15 protein-coding genes are annotated in these 17086 nt (G+C 61.8%); 7 read left to right on the forward strand and 8 right to left on the reverse strand.

The features are described from left to right. Positions 1 to 15 precede the first annotated feature (15 nt). From prfB to NGM99_RS19920, 4 genes are all read right to left on the reverse strand, one after another. Positions 16 to 1147 (reverse strand): peptide chain release factor 2 gene (prfB, locus tag NGM99_RS19905; RefSeq protein WP_252822217.1). Its coding sequence is split into 2 segments (ribosomal slippage): positions 16 to 1080 and positions 1082 to 1147, totalling 1131 coding nucleotides; the frame shifts between segments, so codons are not numbered across the junction. Next, on the reverse strand, positions 1076 to 1255 hold the full coding sequence (locus NGM99_RS19910; protein ID WP_252822438.1) for a hypothetical protein: 180 nt from the start codon (positions 1253 to 1255) through the stop codon (positions 1076 to 1078). Before NGM99_RS19910 ends, prfB begins: the two co-directional genes overlap by 72 nt. Beyond that, a complete protein-coding gene (locus tag NGM99_RS19915) occupies positions 1239 to 3683 on the reverse strand; it encodes a penicillin-binding protein 1A (RefSeq protein WP_252822219.1) in 2445 nt (814 codons plus the stop codon). The genes NGM99_RS19910 and NGM99_RS19915 overlap by 17 nt, the downstream gene beginning before the upstream one ends. 212 nt (positions 3684 to 3895) lie before the next feature. Further along, complete coding sequence (locus NGM99_RS19920) at positions 3896 to 5077, reverse strand: N-acetylmuramoyl-L-alanine amidase (protein WP_252822221.1); 1182 nt, start codon at positions 5075 to 5077, stop codon at positions 3896 to 3898. Between the two features lie 670 nt (positions 5078 to 5747). Here NGM99_RS19920 and NGM99_RS19925 point away from each other — a divergent pair. From NGM99_RS19925 to aat, 7 genes are all read left to right on the forward strand, one after another. After that, positions 5748 to 8636, forward strand: coding sequence for a ribonuclease E/G (locus tag NGM99_RS19925; RefSeq protein ID WP_252822224.1), 2889 nt, complete (start codon positions 5748 to 5750; stop codon positions 8634 to 8636). A 100-nt stretch (positions 8637 to 8736) separates the two neighbouring features. Next, positions 8737 to 10131: a M48 family metalloprotease gene (locus NGM99_RS19930; RefSeq protein WP_435371463.1), complete on the forward strand. Its 1395-nt coding sequence runs from the start codon at positions 8737 to 8739 to the stop codon at positions 10129 to 10131. A gap of 26 nt (positions 10132 to 10157) precedes the next feature. Beyond that, a complete protein-coding gene (locus NGM99_RS19935; protein WP_252822229.1) occupies positions 10158 to 10937 on the forward strand; it encodes a DsbA family protein in 780 nt (259 codons plus the stop codon). An 81-nt stretch (positions 10938 to 11018) separates the two neighbouring features. Continuing rightward, positions 11019 to 11465 carry a type II 3-dehydroquinate dehydratase gene (aroQ, locus tag NGM99_RS19940; protein WP_252822231.1) on the forward strand — a complete coding sequence of 149 codons (447 nt, stop codon included), beginning with the start codon at positions 11019 to 11021 and terminating at the stop codon, positions 11463 to 11465. Between the two features lie 12 nt (positions 11466 to 11477). Further along, positions 11478 to 11957, forward strand: a complete 480-nt coding sequence (gene accB / locus NGM99_RS19945; RefSeq protein ID WP_252822233.1) for an acetyl-CoA carboxylase biotin carboxyl carrier protein — start codon at positions 11478 to 11480, stop codon at positions 11955 to 11957. Between the two features lie 16 nt (positions 11958 to 11973). Further along, positions 11974 to 13320, forward strand: a complete 1347-nt coding sequence (gene accC, locus NGM99_RS19950; RefSeq protein WP_252822234.1) for an acetyl-CoA carboxylase biotin carboxylase subunit — start codon at positions 11974 to 11976, stop codon at positions 13318 to 13320. Positions 13321 to 13332: 12 nt separating this feature from the next. Continuing rightward, positions 13333 to 13944 carry a leucyl/phenylalanyl-tRNA--protein transferase gene (gene aat, locus NGM99_RS19955; protein WP_252822236.1) on the forward strand — a complete coding sequence of 204 codons (612 nt, stop codon included), beginning with the start codon at positions 13333 to 13335 and terminating at the stop codon, positions 13942 to 13944. 3 nt (positions 13945 to 13947) lie between these two features. Here aat and NGM99_RS19960 read toward each other — a convergent pair whose 3' ends face one another. The 4 genes from NGM99_RS19960 to gatB all read right to left on the reverse strand — a co-directional run bounded on the left by NGM99_RS19960 (position 13948) and on the right by gatB (position 17006). Then, on the reverse strand, positions 13948 to 14454 hold the full coding sequence (locus tag NGM99_RS19960) for a DUF2155 domain-containing protein (protein WP_252822238.1): 507 nt from the start codon (positions 14452 to 14454) through the stop codon (positions 13948 to 13950). A gap of 82 nt (positions 14455 to 14536) precedes the next feature. After that, complete coding sequence (locus NGM99_RS19965; RefSeq protein ID WP_252822240.1) at positions 14537 to 14935, reverse strand: NADH:ubiquinone oxidoreductase subunit NDUFA12; 399 nt, start codon at positions 14933 to 14935, stop codon at positions 14537 to 14539. A 74-nt stretch (positions 14936 to 15009) separates the two neighbouring features. Continuing rightward, entirely contained in the window at positions 15010 to 15501 is a 492-nt protein-coding gene (locus tag NGM99_RS19970; RefSeq protein WP_252822242.1) for a GNAT family N-acetyltransferase, read from the reverse strand. Positions 15502 to 15503: 2 nt separating this feature from the next. Beyond that, the gene (gatB, locus tag NGM99_RS19975) at positions 15504 to 17006 is read right to left on the reverse strand and encodes an Asp-tRNA(Asn)/Glu-tRNA(Gln) amidotransferase subunit GatB (RefSeq protein ID WP_252822244.1); all 1503 of its coding nucleotides are present in this window, start codon (positions 17004 to 17006) and stop codon (positions 15504 to 15506) included. Between the last annotated feature and the right edge of the window lie 80 nt (positions 17007 to 17086).

Raw genomic sequence — 17086 nt, forward strand, 5'->3', positions numbered from 1 at the left:
GCGGAGCCTCTTCGGTTAGTCGATGTCGGCGATCGCTTGTTCGCCGCCACCTTCGATGCGCTGCGACAGCGAAGCTTCCATGAACGGATCGAGGTCGCCATCGAGCACGTCGTCCGGGCTCGTGCTTTCCACGCCGGTGCGCAAATCCTTCACGAGCTGATAGGGCTGCAGCACATAGGAACGGATCTGGTGACCCCAGCCGATATCCGACTTGGACGCCTCGGTTGCGTTCGCGGCTGCTTCGCGCTTCTTCAGCTCTTCCTCATACAAGCGCGAGCGCAGCATTTCCCAAGCCTTGGCCCGGTTCTGATGCTGAGATCGGCCCATCTGACAGGCTACCGCGATACCGGTCGGGATATGCGTGATGCGCACGGCCGAGTCGGTCGTGTTGACGTGCTGGCCACCTGCGCCCGACGAGCGGTAGGTGTCGATACGGACCTCCGATTCCGGAATGACGATCTCGATGGAATCATCGATCACCGGATAGACCCAGGCGCTCGAGAACGAGGTATGCCGGCGCGCATTCGAATCGAAAGGCGAGATACGCACGAGGCGGTGCACGCCGGACTCGGTCTTGAGCCAGCCAAACGCGTTGTGTCCCTTGATGAGCAATGTCGCGGACTTGATGCCCGCTTCTTCGCCGTCATGCATTTCAAGCACTTCGACCTTGAAGCCGCGACGCTCGGCCCAGCGCGTGTACATGCGCAAAAGCATCGAGGCCCAGTCCTGGCTCTCCGTGCCGCCCGCGCCCGCATGGATTTCGAGATAGCTGTCGTTGCCGTCAGCCTCGCCCGAAAGCATGGATGCGACTTGGCGCGCGCGGATTTCACCCGAAAGGGAGCGGATAGCCGCTTCGGCCTCGGCAATGATTGCCTCATCGCCCTCCTCCTCGCCCATTTCGATCAGGTCGATATTGTCCTGAAGCGCCTGGGAAAGCTGGCGAATGGCAATGGTGTTGTCTTCGAGACCCTGGCGCTCGCGCATGAGCTTCTGCGCCTCGGTCGGGTCATTCCAAAGCGCGGGATCTTCCGCGCGCATGTTGAGGTAGTCGAGTCTTTTTAGGGCCTGATCCCAGTCAAAGATGCCTCCTCAGCAGGCTTATGGCCTGCTTGATTTCGTCGACGATGTTCTGCGTTTCCGCACGCATGGAAATAATGCCTTCCCGGTCTGAAAATGGGCCGGGCGCGGTATAGGAACCCGCGCCCGGCGTGTCAAAGACGATGGATAGATAATGGCGGCTAATAAAGCCCGCCACCGCCCGACGTGATCGCCTGGCTCGCGGCCGGCGAGATATCCGTGGAAACGGGCGAATCGTCCATACCGATCACTGAGTAACTGTCGGCCGGCCCGGTGCCGGGCTTGAACGCTTCGATGATCGTGCCCTGCTGCCCCTCTTGAGCCTGCATCCCGGTCTTCCGATCGATGGCGATCAGCTTCATGCCTTCAGGCACGTGGAAGTCAATCACCGGCTTGTCTTTCATCGCAGCCGTCATGGCTTCCTTGAAGATCGGCACTGCCAGGCTACCGCCGGTCGCCTTGGCGCCCAGCGTGGATGGTTTGTCGTAGCCCATATAAAGGCCGATCACGAGGTTGGGCGTGTAGCCCACGAACCACGTATCGCGCGAGTCGTTGCTGGTGCCGGTCTTGCCCGCGATCGGGCGGTTGAGGTCGCGCAGGCTGGTCGCCGTGCCACGCTGCACCACGCCTTCCATCATCGAAGTGATCTGGTAGGCCGTCATCGGGTCGAGCACTTGCTCGGCATTGTCTACGAGTTCGGGCTCGGCCTGGTTATCCCACTCCTGAGCGTTGCAGTTATCGCATTTGCGCTCGTCGTGCCGGTAAACGGTCTTGCCGTAACGATCCTGGATACGGTCGATCAGCGAGGGCTTGATCGACTTGCCGCCGTTCGCCATCACGGAATAGGCCGAGACCATGCGCATCACGGTTGTCTCGCCTGCACCGAGCGACAGGGCGATATGCTGGGGCATCTTGTCGTAAACGCCGAAGCGCTCGGCATATTCTGCGACCAGCGGCATGCCCATATCGTTGGCAAGGCGAACCGTCATCAGGTTACGCGAGCGTTCGATGCCGGTACGAAGGGTCGACGGACCGCCATAGCCACCCCCGTAATTCTTCGGCGTCCAGGCATCGTTGCCGACATGAATGGTGATCGGCCCGTCCATGACGACCGATGCAGGCGTGTAGCCGTTGTCGAGGGCCGCCGAGTAGATGAACGGCTTGAAAGACGACCCGGGCTGACGCAGCGCTTGTGTCGCGCGATTGAATTCCGATTGCGCGAACGAGAAGCCGCCAACCATGGCAAGCACGCGGCCCGTATGCGGGTCCATGGCGATCATGCCACCCGAGACGGCCGGAGGCTGGCGCAGGTTGAAGCTTGTCGGGGAGCCGTCCTTAGCCTCGACATAGACCACATCGCCAACCTTGAGCACGTCGGCGACGGACCTGGCTTTGACCATCTTGCCGTCGACCATGTGGCGCAGCGCCCAGCTCATATCTTCGGCGGTAATGGTGCCGGTTTCGCGCTCGGCGACCTGCGCACCGGAAATGTCGCGCTTGGGCTGGAGACCGACCGAGATACCGCTTTTCGTGGCCTCGAGCACGACTGCCAGACGCCATTCCGGCACGTCGCTCAGCGCCGCAACCTCGCCTATTGCCTTACCCCAGTCGCCGGAAGCGTCGATCGTCTTGACCGGGCCGCGATATCCGTGCGCCATGTCGTATCGCACCAGACCGTGCTGCATAGCCTTGCGCGCCTGCAATTGCAGCGTCGGGTCGAGCGTCGTGCGCACCGAAAGGCCGCCCTCGTAGAGCGCGTTCTGGCCGTAGCGCGCAACGAGCTCGCGGCGGACTTCCTCAGTGAAATATTCGCTGGCGGCCAGATAGGTGCCCGAGCGGCGCGGCTTGACGCCGAGATCCTCCGCCTTGGCCTTTGCGCCCTCGTCGGGCGTCACATAGCCGTTCTCGACCATCTGATCGATCACCCAGTTGCGGCGCTCGATGGCACGGTCGTGATACTTGAAGGGATGGTAGTTGGACGGGCCTTTCGGGAGCGAGGCGAGGTAGGCCGCCTCGGCGACCGACAGCTCACTCACTGACTTGTCGAAATAGGTCAGCGCTGCACCGGCCACGCCATATGCACCCATGCCGAAGAAGATTTCATTCAGGTAGAGTTCGAGGATGCGGTCCTTGGAGTAGGCCTGCTCGATGCGGAAGGCGAGCACGGCTTCCTTGATCTTGCGGTCGATGGTCTGGTCGGCGCTGAGCAAGAAGTTCTTGGCCACCTGTTGTGTGATGGTGGACGCGCCCACCGGGCGGCGTGAGCCGTAATTCTGAACGTTCACGACGATAGCGCGCGCAAGACCCGTGAGATCGATGCCCGGATGCGTGTAGAAATTCTTGTCTTCCGCCGAGAGGAAAGCGGCTTTCACACGGTCCGGCACAGCCTGGATCGGGATGAACAGGCGGCGCTCGCGGGCGAACTCGGCCATCAGCGCGCCATCGGAAGCATGAACGCGCGTGGTTACCGGCGGCTCATAGCGCGCCAAGACTTCGTAGTCGGGAAGCTCTTTGGTGACGTGACCGATGTAGAGGGCAACCCCGCCTGCAGCCAGCAGCGCAAGCATCACCGCGACGCCAAAAAAGTAGCCGATCAGCCGAATCATGCATGCTCCACAAAACGCGTGAGAGGCGGAAGTCTGGGTGAGCGAGCTTGTGCCCGCCTGATCGTGCCCCTTGCGTTGCCCGTGCCATGCTGTGCCGATGTGGGCAAAATGCGGCGAACGGGGTTCAAACGCCGCGCGCGGCCTTCACTTCCCGTATACTATTGTAACCGTGTTTCACCAACCGCGCCACGGGCGAGCTGACCGACGCCGCCTTAGTTGCTGGTGCGTGCCGCGACGGTGCGCAGGCTGGAGAATTCGGAGACCGCAGCCGCGATCGCATCAATCGCCTTGCCCCGCCAAATCGGATCCTTGAGCTGAGCCTCATTTTCCTTGTTGGAGAGGTAGCCGAGCTCGACCAGAACGGACGGCACGTCGGGCGCCTTGAGCACGCGGAAACCCGCCGAGCGGTGGGGATTGTTGATGAGCCCCACATTACCTGTCATTTCGGAAATCAGCGTGCGGGCGAAATGGATCGACAGCCCATGCGTTTCGCGACGGATGAGGTCCACAAGGATGTCGGCCACCTCCTGGTTCTTCTCCTCAACCTTGATGCCTGAAAGCTCATCTGAGAGATTTTCGCGGATCGCGAGCGCCGCCGCCTCCGGGTCCGAGGCCTTGTCGGACATCGTGTACACCGTTGCACCCGTGATGCCTGGAAGGCGGATGGTGTCGGCGTGGATTGAGATGAGGAGATCGGCCCCAGCCCGACGCGCGATCGCAACGCGCTCGTCCAGGCGAAGAAATTCGTCACCATCGCGTGTAAGCGAAACATCGACTCCAGCGCCGGCAAGTCGCTCACGCAACTCCTTCGCGAAGGAGAGCGTGATGTTCTTTTCAACCGTGCCGCTCGCGCCTTCAGCGCCGCCGTCCACGCCGCCATGGCCGGGATCGATGACGACATGGAATTTTGCGTCCGCGCTGGATTGGGCCGGGACGATGGAGGCAGTCGTCTGAGCCTGCGCCGCAAGCGCTTCGGCGAACTGCGCTTCAGAGGCAGCCACGAGATCAGCCATCAAGCGATAGCCCTCGCTGTTCTCGTTCTTGGCGATCTCGAAGCGTTCGATCGTGAAAGGACCATCCACCGCGAAGACCAGACGCGACGTGCTACCGTCGAAGGTGCCGTAACGAATGCCCTCAACCATGCCGCGCGCCTTGGCGTCATCGGGATCGATGGCGAGGCGCACCTGCGGCATGTCGACGACGAGGCGATGGGGCCCACGCAAAAGCTGCCAACGAGCCTGTGGCTCGGACTGGAAATCGAGCACGATGCGCACGCGCGACTTGTCGCCGACGAGGCGCAGTTCTCGCGCCTGATTCTCGTCGGCCACTGCCTGCGACGCATAGAGAAAGGTTATGAGAACCGCGAGCAGAGCGAACACGGCGCTGAACGACAAGCGAAATTCGCGCAAGCTCGGTAGCCGGTTCAGTTTCATCGAGTGGTTCTCGCAGCCTATACAGAAAGGCTGCCGACACGGGCCGTTAAGCGCGTGTCAGCATGGATTACCGGGAAGTAGACGAACAGGGTTAACGGTTCCTTCCCAGCCTATCGCAGGGCTGACCAAGCTGACCTGCTGTATGACGCTGGGGTTGCACAAATGCATCACAGATCATAAGACTCGATCTCGATCTGTTTGATGCCGGAGCCCGGCTGCACCGAAGCGCGCAGGAAACGCGCGGTGCCCGCGGAAAGCCTGTTTTCGAGGCTTGCGACGGCGAGGCGGATCGCGACGATTTTTCTTCATGGCGCTTCGACATTTCGGAGCCCCATGCCGAGGAAAAGCCGCCGGACAAAGGCCATCAGCCATTCAAGTCCGGTTTTGCTTAGCTGGTTCGGATTCTCCGAGCCTTGGTTCAATGAGGTCCCGCTGGGTCGAAGAATGGCTCGAAGCGCATTCCCGGAAAGAGCTCTCAAGGTCCGCGCCACTGCGCTGGGCCGCTCTTCCGACGCTTCGGTCGTCCCCCTCGCGGCCATTCCATTATCCGGCATCCCATCCCCCCAGCGAGCCCGGCGGCTTTTGTCGCCTCGGGCCACGCGGCATGTGGCTGCCGGGGAGACAAGTTATAATGCCCAACAACAAAATGCTTATCGATGCCTCCCACCCGGAGGAAACACGGGTCGTCGTCACACGCGGTAACCGCATCGAGGAATTCGATTTCGAGTCTCAGGACAAGAAGCAGCTTCGAGGAAACATCTATCTGGCGCGCGTGACGCGCGTCGAACCGTCACTTCAGGCGGCCTTCGTGGAGTATGGCGGCAATCGCCACGGCTTCCTCGCTTTCTCCGAAATACACCCCGACTACTACCAGATCCCGGTCGCTGACCGGCAGGCGCTGCTCCGCGCCGAAGCCGAGGAACATGCATCCGACGAAGATGACGAGGACGAAGAGCGTGGCGGTCGCAACAAGCGTCGCCGGCGTGGCGGCGGCAAGAGCCGCGATCGCGCGGAGGCCCGCGCCACGGACGGCTCCGAGGAAGGCGGCAACATCGTCGAGATCGAGGAATTTTCTTCGGAAACAGTAGAAGGCGAGGAAACGGCCGCCGTGTCGGAAGCTGGCGAAGAGCTGGCGCCTACAAGCGAAGACCTGACCGAACGCGCGGACCAGCCGGTAGAGGAAGCGGATTCGGATCGCACGGTGGAGGAAGGCACGACGGACGCGTCGTCCGAGCCTGAGGCCGCAACAGATGCAAAGCAAAGCGACGTTTCGGATGATGAGGAGAAGCCGGAAAGTGGCCCCTCCTCCATCGCCATGAGCGTCGACGCCGAATTTGTTTCCGAGCCTGCTCCCGAAACCACCGAGGAAGCGCCTGAAGCGTTGACCGGCGACATCGAGGAGGTATCCGAGAGCGGCTCGGACGAAGACGTGGTCGAGTCGGTCGGTGCAGGCGACGCGCTGGAAGAGTCACGCGATCGTCGCCGGAGCCCTCGTCGTCACTACAAGATTCAGGAAGTCATCAAGCGCCGCCAGATCCTGCTGGTGCAGGTCGTCAAGGAAGAGCGCGGCAACAAGGGCGCCGCACTCACCACCTATCTGTCGCTCGCAGGCCGCTATTCGGTTTTGATGCCTAACACTGCACGTGGTGGCGGCATCTCCCGCAAGATCACCGATCCGCAGGACCGCAAGCGCCTGAAGGATATGGTCAAGGAATTGGAAGTGCCGCAAGGCATGGGGGTGATCCTGCGTACGGCCGGCGAAAACCGCACCAAGCCCGAGATCAAGCGCGACTACGAATATCTGATGCGCATGTGGGACAATGTCCGCACGCTGACGCTGAAATCCTCCGCACCCGCGCTCGTTTACGAGGAAGGCAGCCTCATCAAGCGCTCGGTGCGCGATCTCTACAACAAGGAGATCGACGAGATCCTTGTCTCCGGCGAGGAAGGCTACCGCGAGGCCAAGGACTTCATGCGGATGCTGATGCCGAGCCACGCCAAGGTGGTTCAGCCTTATCGCGACCCGACGCCGATCTTCGCACGCAACGGCATCGAGGCCCAGCTCGACCGGATGCTGCAGCCGCAGGTGACTCTGAAGTCGGGCGGCTACATCATCATCAACCAGACGGAAGCGCTGGTTTCCATCGACGTGAATTCGGGCCGCTCGACACGCGAGCATTCGATCGAGGACACGGCACTACAGACCAATCTGGAAGCGGCCGAAGAAGTCGCGCGCCAGCTGCGCCTGCGTGATCTGGCCGGTCTCATCGTGATCGACTTCATCGACATGGAGGAGAACCGCAACAATCGTGCGGTCGAGAAGAAGATCAAGGACTGCCTGAAGAACGACCGCGCGCGCATTCAGGTGGGCCGCATCTCGCATTTCGGCCTGCTCGAAATGTCGCGTCAGCGCATCCGCACCAGCGTTCTCGAATCGACCATGAAGCCTTGCCCGCATTGCGGCGGTACGGGTCATGTGCGCTCGGATTCGTCGGTAGCGCTGCTTGTGGTACGGGCGATCGAAGAGTTCCTGCTCAAGGACTCGCGCTGCCACATCACAGTGAAGACCAGCGCCTACACGGCTTTCTATGTGCTCAACCACAAGCGCAGCAACCTGACCGAGTTCGAAAGGCGCTTCGGCGTGACGATCACCTTCGAGGCGGACGAGACGGTCGGCGCGCAGCATTACGCCATCGTGCGTGGTGCGGTGGCCGAGAAGCCGATCCAGCCCGAGGTCGAAACGCCGACCCTCGCGCCTTCGCTCATGCCTGAGCCGGCGATCGAGGAAGAAGAGGAAGAGGTCGTCGAGGAAGAGGCCGAGGAGACTGACGACGCCGAGACGGAGACGCAGGCCGACTCTTCCGATCGCCGCCGCAAGCGCCGTCGCCGTCGTCGTGGTCGCGACCGGGAGCATGGCGTTTCGACTGATGCTGCCTCCGAAACTTCAGACGAGAAGAATGGGGAAGCCGAGCCCGACGTCATCGCTGTCAACGCAGACGCCGAACTCGCGCCTGTTTCCGAGGACGAAGGCGACAAGCCCGAACCCCTCGCCGCCGTGGTGGAGGAAGCCGCAGATGCCGATGGCAAGAAGCGTCGGCGCGGCAAGCGTGGGGGCCGTCGCAACCGCAAGGACGAGTCTGAGAGTGAAAACGGCGTAGCTGTCGAGGCGGCCGAGACTGCCGCGGAGGTCGCTCCGAGCGAAGAGCAGCCGACCGTCGAAACAACGCCGGAAGTCTCGGAGCCCAGCGCCGCAGAAGCTGCGGCGATCCCGCATACCGCAGACGACGCGCCGGCAACGGTCGCGGATAGTGTCGAGGAGCCCGCTGCGGAGATCGAAGCACCGGCGGCAGAAGAAGCACCGAAGCGGACGCGTGCTCGCAGTACCCGCCGTCGCACCAGCACCGATGAGACGCAAGCGGCCGAACCGGTCGTGTCCTCGAACGGCGCATCCGAACCGGCTGCACAAGAAGAAGAAAAGCCGAAGCGTGGGGGCTGGTGGCAGCGCCGCTCCTTCTTCTGACGCATTCGTGTCACAGCAAAGCCGGGCCCCGCGCCCGGCTTTATGCTATCGGGACCTGAGCCGCAGAATTGCCCGAATGCTATGGCGAGCCATCGATGTGATGCAGAGCTTTTTTTCCGCCTTTCGCAAGACGCCCATCGCTGTCGCCGCACTCGCGGTTGCGTTCAGCAGCATCACGCCTGTTGAGGCACAGCAAAGACGACAGGGCGGCGGCATCCCTATCGTGCGCGATGCCGAGATCGAGGCTCTCGTCCGCGATTATGCGCGGCCGATCTTTCAGGCTGCGGGCCTGGGTAAGGCCAATATCGAGATCGTGTTGGTCAATGACAGCCGCTTCAATGCCTTCGTGCTCGGTCGCCGCGTTTTCATCAACACGGGCGCCTTGATGCAGGCGGAAACGCCGAACGAAATCATCGGCGTTCTGGCTCACGAAACCGGCCATCTCGCGGGCCATCATCAGGAGCGCCTGCGTGAGCAGCTCGACCGCGCCAAGAACATGTCAGTCGTCTCGACGCTTCTCGGCATCGGCGCGATGGCGGCAGGCGCCGCATCCAAGAATGGCGATGTGGCACGTGCCGGCGGCGGCATCATCGCGGGCGGCAACGAACTGATCATGCGCAACCTCTTGAGCTATCAGCGCTCGGAGGAGATGGCGGCCGACCGTTCGGCCATAGACTATCTCAACGCCACAGGTCAGTCGGCGAAGGGAATGCTGACGACCTTCCGGCGCTTCCAAACGGCTCTTTCGCTATCCGGCGCACGCGTCGATCCTTATCGCGTCAGCCATCCGATGCCGCGCGACCGTATCCAGAACCTCGAAACGCTGGCGCGCGCGAGCCCGAACTTCGATAAGAAGGACTCGCCAGAGCTTCAGCGCCGTCACGACATGATGCGCGCGAAGATCGCGACTTTCACGCAAGGCGCGGTTACCGCGTCCCGCATGTTCCGCTCGCAGCCTAAAGGTGAAGCAGCCAATTATGCGGATGCGCTCGGCACCTATCTGAACGGCAGCCCGACAGCCGCACTCGGCAAGGTTGACAGCCTGATCAAGGCCGAGCCTCAGAATGCCTATTATCGCGAACTCCGCGGCGACGTGCTGATGAAGGCCAACAAGCCAGCGGAAGCCGCGGAGGCATACTCCAAGGCCATCAGCCTCGATGGCGCGAAGTCCACCACGCTCCGCATGAACTACGCCAAAGCCATGATCGCGATCGGCAAGCCAGCGAGCCTCGAGAAGGCTGTATCGTCATTGGTGGATGCCATCGATGAGGACCGCGAGAATCCAGCGGCCTATGACCTTCTGGCCCAAGCCTATGCGCAGATGGGCGAGCTGCCTGAGTCCGAGCTGTCGACGGCCGAAGGCCATTTCTATCGCGGCAAGATTCAGGATGCGAAGATTTTCGCGGGTCGTGCGCAGCTCAAAATGAAGCCCGGCAGCCCGAGTTGGCTGCGGGCACAAGACATCATCAACTTCCGTCAGCCCAAAAAGAGCTGAGACGAGAAGAACGATTGGAGCTTTCGATGAAGCGGTCATTATGGTTGAGTGGTGCAGCGACTGCCCTCGCGCTGGTGATTGGCGCGGGTGTCGTTCTCGATCGCCCGACGCCAGCTCTCGCGCAGGACAAGCCTTTGGACCGCGCACAAGTCGAACAGATCGTGCGCGAATATCTCCTGGCCAATCCTGAGCTGATGGTCGAGATGCAGTCGCAGCTCGAACAGAAGCAGCAGGCACAAGCCCAGGCCGCTGCGCAGACCACCATTGCGGAATCCAAGGCCGATATTTTCGATTCGGCGCACGACGGCATCGTCGGCAATCCGAACGGCAAGACGACCGTGGTCGAATTCTTCGACTACAACTGCGGCTATTGCCGCCATGCCCTTTCCGACATGCAGGCGCTCACCAAGGAAGACGGCGACCTTCGCTTCGTGCTCAAGGAGCTTCCGATCCTTGGTCCCGATTCTCAGAAGGCGCATATGGTTTCCATGGCCTTCCGCAAGCTGATGCCCGAGAAATACTCTGAGTTCCACCAGAAGTTGCTCGGCCAGGAAGGCCGCGCGGGCGAGGCTTCGGCAATCCAGGTCGCCACTTCGCTAGGTGCCGATGAGGCCAAGTTGCGCGAAGAGATGAAGGACCCGGAGATCGGCGAAGTCTTTCAGAAGACCTACGATCTCGCCAACCGTCTGAACGTTTCGGGCACGCCGAGTTATGTGATCGGCGACGAGATGATCTACGGTGCACAAGGAGCCGATGCCCTGCGCGAGAAGATCGCCGCGTTGCGGTCCGATGCCAGCAGCAACTGACGGCACTCAATCTTTGCGTTCGCCAGAGAGCCGCACTATAGAGGCCACGCGCGCTTGCAAAGCGCGGCGGGGTTAGTCGGCTTGAAGTCCATTTACGTCCTCAACGGTCCCAACCTGAACATGCTCGGCCGCCGCGAGCCGGGTATCTATGGCGGCAAGACGCTGGATGCCATCGCGGAAGACTGCCGTGCGGCAGCCGCGCCGCTTGGGCTGACCATCGAATTCCGTCAGAGCAACCACGAAGGTGATCTCGTGGACTGGATTCAGGAAGCCGGTGAGAAGGCTGCCGGCGTCGTTATCAATCCCGGCGCCTATGGCCACACCTCGATCGCACTCCAAGACGCTGTCCGCTCGGTCTCGCCGCTGCCGGTGGTCGAAGTTCACTTGTCAAATATCCATGCTCGGGAAACCTTCCGGCATAAGACATTCACTGCCCCCGTCGTGGTCGGCGTGATCTGCGGCTTTGGCCCTCTGGGCTATTCGCTTGCGATCCAGGCGCTCGCCGCACGGCTCGAACAGAAACAATAAAAGGCTTCATCCATGTCCTCCGACAAGCCAGGCTTCGACCAGGCCCTTATCCGCGACCTCGCCAATATCCTGAACGACACGAATCTCACCGAGATCGAGGTCGAGCAAGGCGAACTCCGCATCAGGGTTTTACGCCAGCCGGCTCCGGTTCAGGCCATTGCAATGGCCCCACAATATGCGGCAGCGCCATCCGCTCCGTTCGCGCCCCCTGCCTCTTCGGCTCCAGCCGCTCCTGCAGCGCCGGCGGCAGCCGACAACCGCAACGCCGTGCCCTCGCCCATGGTCGGTACCGCCTATCTCGCCCCGTCACCCGGCGCCCGCGCCTTCATCGAGGTGGGCGACACGGTGCGTGAGGGCCAGACGCTTCTGATCATCGAAGCGATGAAGACGATGAACCAAATTCCATCGCCGCGCGCGGGCGTCGTCAAGGCCATTCTCTGCGAGGACGCGCAGCCGGTGGAATACGGCGAACCGCTCGTCGTGATCGAGTAAGGGCAGGAGCGCCCGCATGTTTCAGAAAATCCTGATCGCCAATCGCGGCGAGATCGCGCTCCGTGTGCTGCGCGCCGCCAAGGAGCTCGGCATCAGCACCGTGGTCGTCCATTCGACGGCCGATGCGGATGCCATGCATGTGCGCCTGGCCGACGAAAGCGTCTGCATCGGCCCACCGCCCTCGCGCGATTCCTATCTCAACATCCACCAGATCGTGGCAGCCTGCGAGATTACCGGCGCGGATGCCGTTCACCCCGGCTACGGCTTCTTGTCGGAGAACGCCAAGTTCGCCGACATCCTGGCTGCGCACAACATCACCTTTATCGGCCCGACCGGCGACCATATCCGCATCATGGGCGACAAGATAGAGGCCAAGCGCACAGCCAAGCGCCTGGGCATTCCCGTGGTGCCGGGCTCCGAAGGCGCCATCTCGGACGAGAAGGAGGCCAAGCGCGTTGCCGCAGAGATCGGTTATCCGGTGATCATCAAAGCGTCGGCTGGCGGCGGTGGGCGCGGCATGAAGGTGGCGCGCAACGAGGACGACCTTTCGGTGGCGCTTGCGACCGCCAAGTCGGAAGCCGGCGCGGCATTCGGCGATGACGCGGTCTATATCGAGAAGTATCTCGAGAAGCCGCGTCATATCGAGCTCCAGGTGTTCGGCGATGGCGCGGGTGCCGGCGTGCATCTGGGGGAGCGTGACTGCTCGCTGCAGCGCCGCCATCAGAAGGTTTGGGAAGAGGCGCTCTCGCCCGCGCTCAATCAGGAAGAGCGCGACCGCATCGGCAACATCGTGGCGAGCGCCGTGGCTGATTTAGGCTATCGTGGCGCAGGTACGATCGAGTTCCTGTATGAAAACGGTGAGTTCTACTTCATCGAGATGAACACGCGTCTGCAGGTGGAGCATCCGGTCACGGAGGCCATTACCGGCATCGATCTCGTGCACGAGCAGATTCGTGTGGCCGCAGGTGGTGGCTTGTCGGTCAAGCAGAGCGACATCCGCTTTCAGGGCCATGCCATCGAGTGCCGCATCAATGCCGAGGACCCGCGCACCTTCGCGCCATCGCCGGGCACGATCACGCATTTTCACACGCCGGGCGGTCTCGGGATTCGCGTCGATTCAGGCGTCTATTCCGGCTACAAGATCCCACCCTACTATGACAGCCTGATCGGCAAGCTGATCGTCCATGGCCGCAACCGAGTAGAATGCATGATGCGCCTGCGTCGTGCGCTGGATGAGTTCGTGGTGGATGGCATCAAAACGACGCTGCCGCTGTTTCGTGAACTGGTCGGCAACACCGACATCGCGAATGGCGACTACGACATCCACTGGCTGGAAAAGCATCTCGCCAACAACCCTGCGTGAGGCTTTAACCGCATGGCGCGGCCCCACGCCCCAGGCTTCCGCATCCCGCCTGACCTCCTGCTTCGGGCCTATGCCACCGGGGTTTTCCCGATGGCGGAGGATGCGGACGATCCTGAAGTCTTCTGGGTACGCCCCGAAAGCCGTGGCGTCATCCCGCTCGACGGTTTCCACATTCCCAAGAGTCTCGCCAAGCTGATCCGCAAGGGTCGCTTCAACTTGCGTCGCGACACGAATTTTGCTGGCGTGATCGAAGGCTGCGCAGAAGCAAAGGAAGGCCGGCTGAGCACATGGATCAACGAGCCGATCCGCGAGGCCTACGCGCGGCTTTTTGCGATGGGCCACGTGCATACGGTAGAAGCGTGGCGTGAAGGACGGCTGGCAGGCGGGCTTTACGGAGTATCGCTCGGCCGCGCGTTCTTCGGCGAAAGCATGTTTTCGCGTGAAACGGATGCTTCGAAGGTCTGCCTCGCGCATTTGGTTGAGCACCTTCGCTCACGGGGCTTCGTTCTGCTCGATACGCAGTTCACGACCGATCACCTGGTTCGCTTCGGGGCCATCAATGTGCCGCGCAGGCAATACGAGACAATGCTGGCTGAGGCGATCGAGGGGGAGGCTGAGTTCTGAAACTCAGTTCGTCTTCTGCGCTTCTGGTGCAGGCACGTCCGACTTCTGTTTGCACTCTTTCAGCCAGACGTCATAAACGGGATGTTCGACGGCGTTGAGGCCCGGGCTTTCGGCAAACATCCAGCCGGTAAAGATGCGACGGATTTTTCGGTCCAGCGTAATCTCGTCCACCTGCACGAAGCTATCCGTCTTCGGCTCTTCGGCCTTGGGCCGCGAATAGCAGATCTTGGGCGTCACCTGCAGCGCGCCGAACTGGACGGTCTCGTTCACATAGACGTCGAAGTTGATGATGCGTCCGGTGATCTTGTCGATACCGGAAAACTCGGCGACGGGGTTCTCGACGCGTTGGTCGGCCTGTGCATCTGGTTGGCGCTGATCCTGAAGCGTCTCGCCCTGCTCCTGATCCGGTTCAATGGCCGGCAGGTCGCCTGACTCGTCCTGTGCAAAGGCCGGGACCGTGCCGATCACCAGCGCTGCGAGCAGTGACGAGCGGAAGAGTTGCATGCGCATCGGGAAGCGATCCTTGCTCGCGACCAAACGGGGCCGCGCCCTTGCCGCCTAAGCCGAGAATGTGGCGATAGTTGCGCGATCCTTAGGAACCGGGCGTCCAGGCGTCGTAGTCGCCGGTGACCACAGGACGCTTGCCGCCGGCCAGAACAGAGCCCTTGGGGCGATAAGCAGAGTCCGTGCCGGTCGGGTTGGGCAGATGCGGCTTCTGCCATTCGCGTGGGCTGTAGCTCTCCTGCGTGGGAGCAATGTCGGTGCGGTGATGCAGCCAGCCATGCCAGCCGGGAGGCACCATGGAGCCCTCGGAGACGCCGTTATAGATCACCCAACGACGCGTCTGGCCGTCGGAGTTCGTACCACCCTCGTAATAGACATTGCCGAACTCGTCCGTGCCGACCTGCTTGCCGAAGCGCCAGGTGTGGAAACGGGTGTTCAGGTTCTGGCCATTCCACCAAGTAAAAAACTGCAGAAAGAACTTCTTCATCGCAAAACCTCGAGACGCCTCGGCGCCTTCATGCTGCGGTTCGTATCGCGTTTCGGCCGCCCGGATGCAAGACTTCAATCGAGCGGCTTTTCGAGCACCAAAGCTGGTATGGCAAAAGTCTCGCCGCCGCAAAGCGCCGGCTCGCCCGAGCACCTGAAACCGTGCGCGGCATAGAAGCGCAGCGCAGGGGCATTGGCCTCCTCCACCTCAAGCCGCACGCGGCGCGCCTCTGGAAAGCTGTCCTCGATCTCATGCAAGAGAGTCGTGCCGATGCCCTGCCGTTGGAAGCGCGGCAACACATAGAGTTGGTGGAGAACGGCAAGACTGGGATCAGTGGATTCGGCCGCGTATGCCATGCCGCCGATCGTGGCGCCATCATCGGCCACCAGAAATTCCGAGCGTGGCCGCCTCAGGCGCGAGCGAAGCGAGGCGATGGAGTGCCAATCGTTCGTGATCTCTGTGACACGCTCATGACCATAGATGGCGTCATATGTCGTGTGCCACGTTTCCACGAGAAGCGTGCGCACCGCGGCCAGATCGCGCTCGCCGGCGCTGCGCACGAACATCATCAGCCTTCCACGCCGAGCTTTTGCTTGACGAGATCGTTGACGGCCTGCGGGTTCGCCTTACCGCCTGTCGCCTTCATGACCTGCCCCACGAACCAGCCGGCCATGGAGGGTTTGGCTTTAGCCTGCTCAACCTTGTCGGGGTTCGCCGCGATCACCTCATCGACAGCCTTTTCGATGGCGCCGGTGTCGGTGACCTGCTTGAGCCCTCGAGATTCGACCAACTCACGCGGGTCGCCGCCTTCGTTCCAAACAATCTCGAACAGGTCCTTGGCAATCTTGCCGGAAATCGTACCTTCACGGATCAAGTCGATGATGGCGCCGATCTGGTCTGGCGAGACGGGTGCGTCCTCTATGTCGCGCCCGGCCTTGTTCAACGCGCCGAGCAGATCGTTGATGACCCAGTTGGCAGCAAGCTTACCATCGCGACCGGCTGCGACCTTCTCGAAATAGTCGGCAATCGCTTTATCGCTGACGAGAATGGACGCGTCGTAGGCAGAGAGACCGAGGCTGTCGATCAACCGACCGCGCTTGTCGTCCGGCAGCTCAGGCAGGTCACGCCCGAGGGCGTCGACATAGGCTTGGTCGAATTCGAGCGGCAAAAGATCGGGATCGGGGAAGTAGCGGTAATCGTGCGCTTCTTCCTTGGTGCGCATGGAACGCGTTTCGCCCTTGCTCGGGTCGAACAACCGCGTTTCCTGCACAATGGCGCCGCCGTCTTCAAGCACGCCGATCTGGCGGCGCGCCTCGAACTCGATAGCCTGACCGACGAAGCGGATCGAGTTGACATTCTTGATCTCGCAGCGCGTGCCGAACTCGCCGCCAGGCTTGCGCACGGACACGTTCACGTCGGCGCGCAGGGAGCCCTCGTCCATGTTGCCGTCACAGGTGCCGAGATAACGCATGATGGTGCGCAGTTTTGTGAGATAGGCCTTGGCTTCGTCCGACGAACGCAAGTCGGGCTTGGAAACGATCTCCATCAGCGCCACGCCGGAACGGTTCAGATCGACATAGGACATGGTCGGGTGCTGGTCGTGCACCGACTTACCGGCGTCCTGCTCCAAGTGGAGACGCTCGATGCCGATCTCGATTTCCTCGAACCTGCCCTCGCGGTCCGGCCCGACCGAAACCGATACCTTTCCCTCGCCCACGATGGGCTGCTTGTACTGCGAAATCTGGTAGCCCTGCGGCAGATCCGGATAGAAGTAGTTCTTGCGGTCGAAAACCGAGCGACGGTTGATTTCCGCTTTCAGCCCGAGCCCAGTGCGGATGGCCTGGCGCACGCATTCTTCGTTGATGACGGGCAGCATGCCAGGCATGGCCGCGTCCACAAGGCTCACATGTGCATTGGGCTCCGCGCCGAAGCCAGTCGAAGCGCCGGAAAACAGCTTGGCGTTGGAAGAGACCTGGGCATGAACTTCCATGCCGATCACCACTTCCCAGTCGCCGGTGGCTCCGGGAATAAAGCGCTTCGGGTCTGGCGTGCGTACGTCTTGAATCGTCATGGCGGGCAGGCTTTTGCTCAAGATTTCTCTTGCCCGCTGGCTAAGCCAAACAGGCTTCTGGGGCAAGGGCGGCCGGCACC

Origin of the sequence: Mesorhizobium liriopis (genome assembly GCF_024053505.1) — a bacterium.
Taxonomy (GTDB): domain Bacteria; phylum Pseudomonadota; class Alphaproteobacteria; order Rhizobiales; family Rhizobiaceae; genus Mesorhizobium_B; species Mesorhizobium_B liriopis.

What these genes read in the sequence shown, in the direction of transcription:
- gatB (WP_252822244.1), bottom strand. Translation starts at nt 17,006, where the DNA reads ATGACGATTCAAGACGTACGCACGCCAGACCCGAAGCGCTTTATTCCC.
- NGM99_RS19915 (WP_252822219.1), bottom strand. Translation starts at nt 3,683, where the DNA reads ATGATTCGGCTGATCGGCTACTTTTTTGGCGTCGCGGTGATGCTTGCG.
- NGM99_RS19960 (WP_252822238.1), bottom strand. Translation starts at nt 14,454, where the DNA reads ATGCGCATGCAACTCTTCCGCTCGTCACTGCTCGCAGCGCTGGTGATC.
- NGM99_RS19965 (WP_252822240.1), bottom strand. Translation starts at nt 14,935, where the DNA reads ATGAAGAAGTTCTTTCTGCAGTTTTTTACTTGGTGGAATGGCCAGAAC.
- NGM99_RS19925 (WP_252822224.1), top strand. Translation starts at nt 5,748, where the DNA reads ATGCCCAACAACAAAATGCTTATCGATGCCTCCCACCCGGAGGAAACA.
- NGM99_RS19970 (WP_252822242.1), bottom strand. Translation starts at nt 15,501, where the DNA reads ATGTTCGTGCGCAGCGCCGGCGAGCGCGATCTGGCCGCGGTGCGCACG.
- accB (WP_252822233.1), top strand. Translation starts at nt 11,478, where the DNA reads ATGTCCTCCGACAAGCCAGGCTTCGACCAGGCCCTTATCCGCGACCTC.
- accC (WP_252822234.1), top strand. Translation starts at nt 11,974, where the DNA reads ATGTTTCAGAAAATCCTGATCGCCAATCGCGGCGAGATCGCGCTCCGT.
- NGM99_RS19935 (WP_252822229.1), top strand. Translation starts at nt 10,158, where the DNA reads ATGAAGCGGTCATTATGGTTGAGTGGTGCAGCGACTGCCCTCGCGCTG.
- aat (WP_252822236.1), top strand. Translation starts at nt 13,333, where the DNA reads ATGGCGCGGCCCCACGCCCCAGGCTTCCGCATCCCGCCTGACCTCCTG.
- NGM99_RS19930 (WP_435371463.1), top strand. Translation starts at nt 8,737, where the DNA reads ATGCAGAGCTTTTTTTCCGCCTTTCGCAAGACGCCCATCGCTGTCGCC.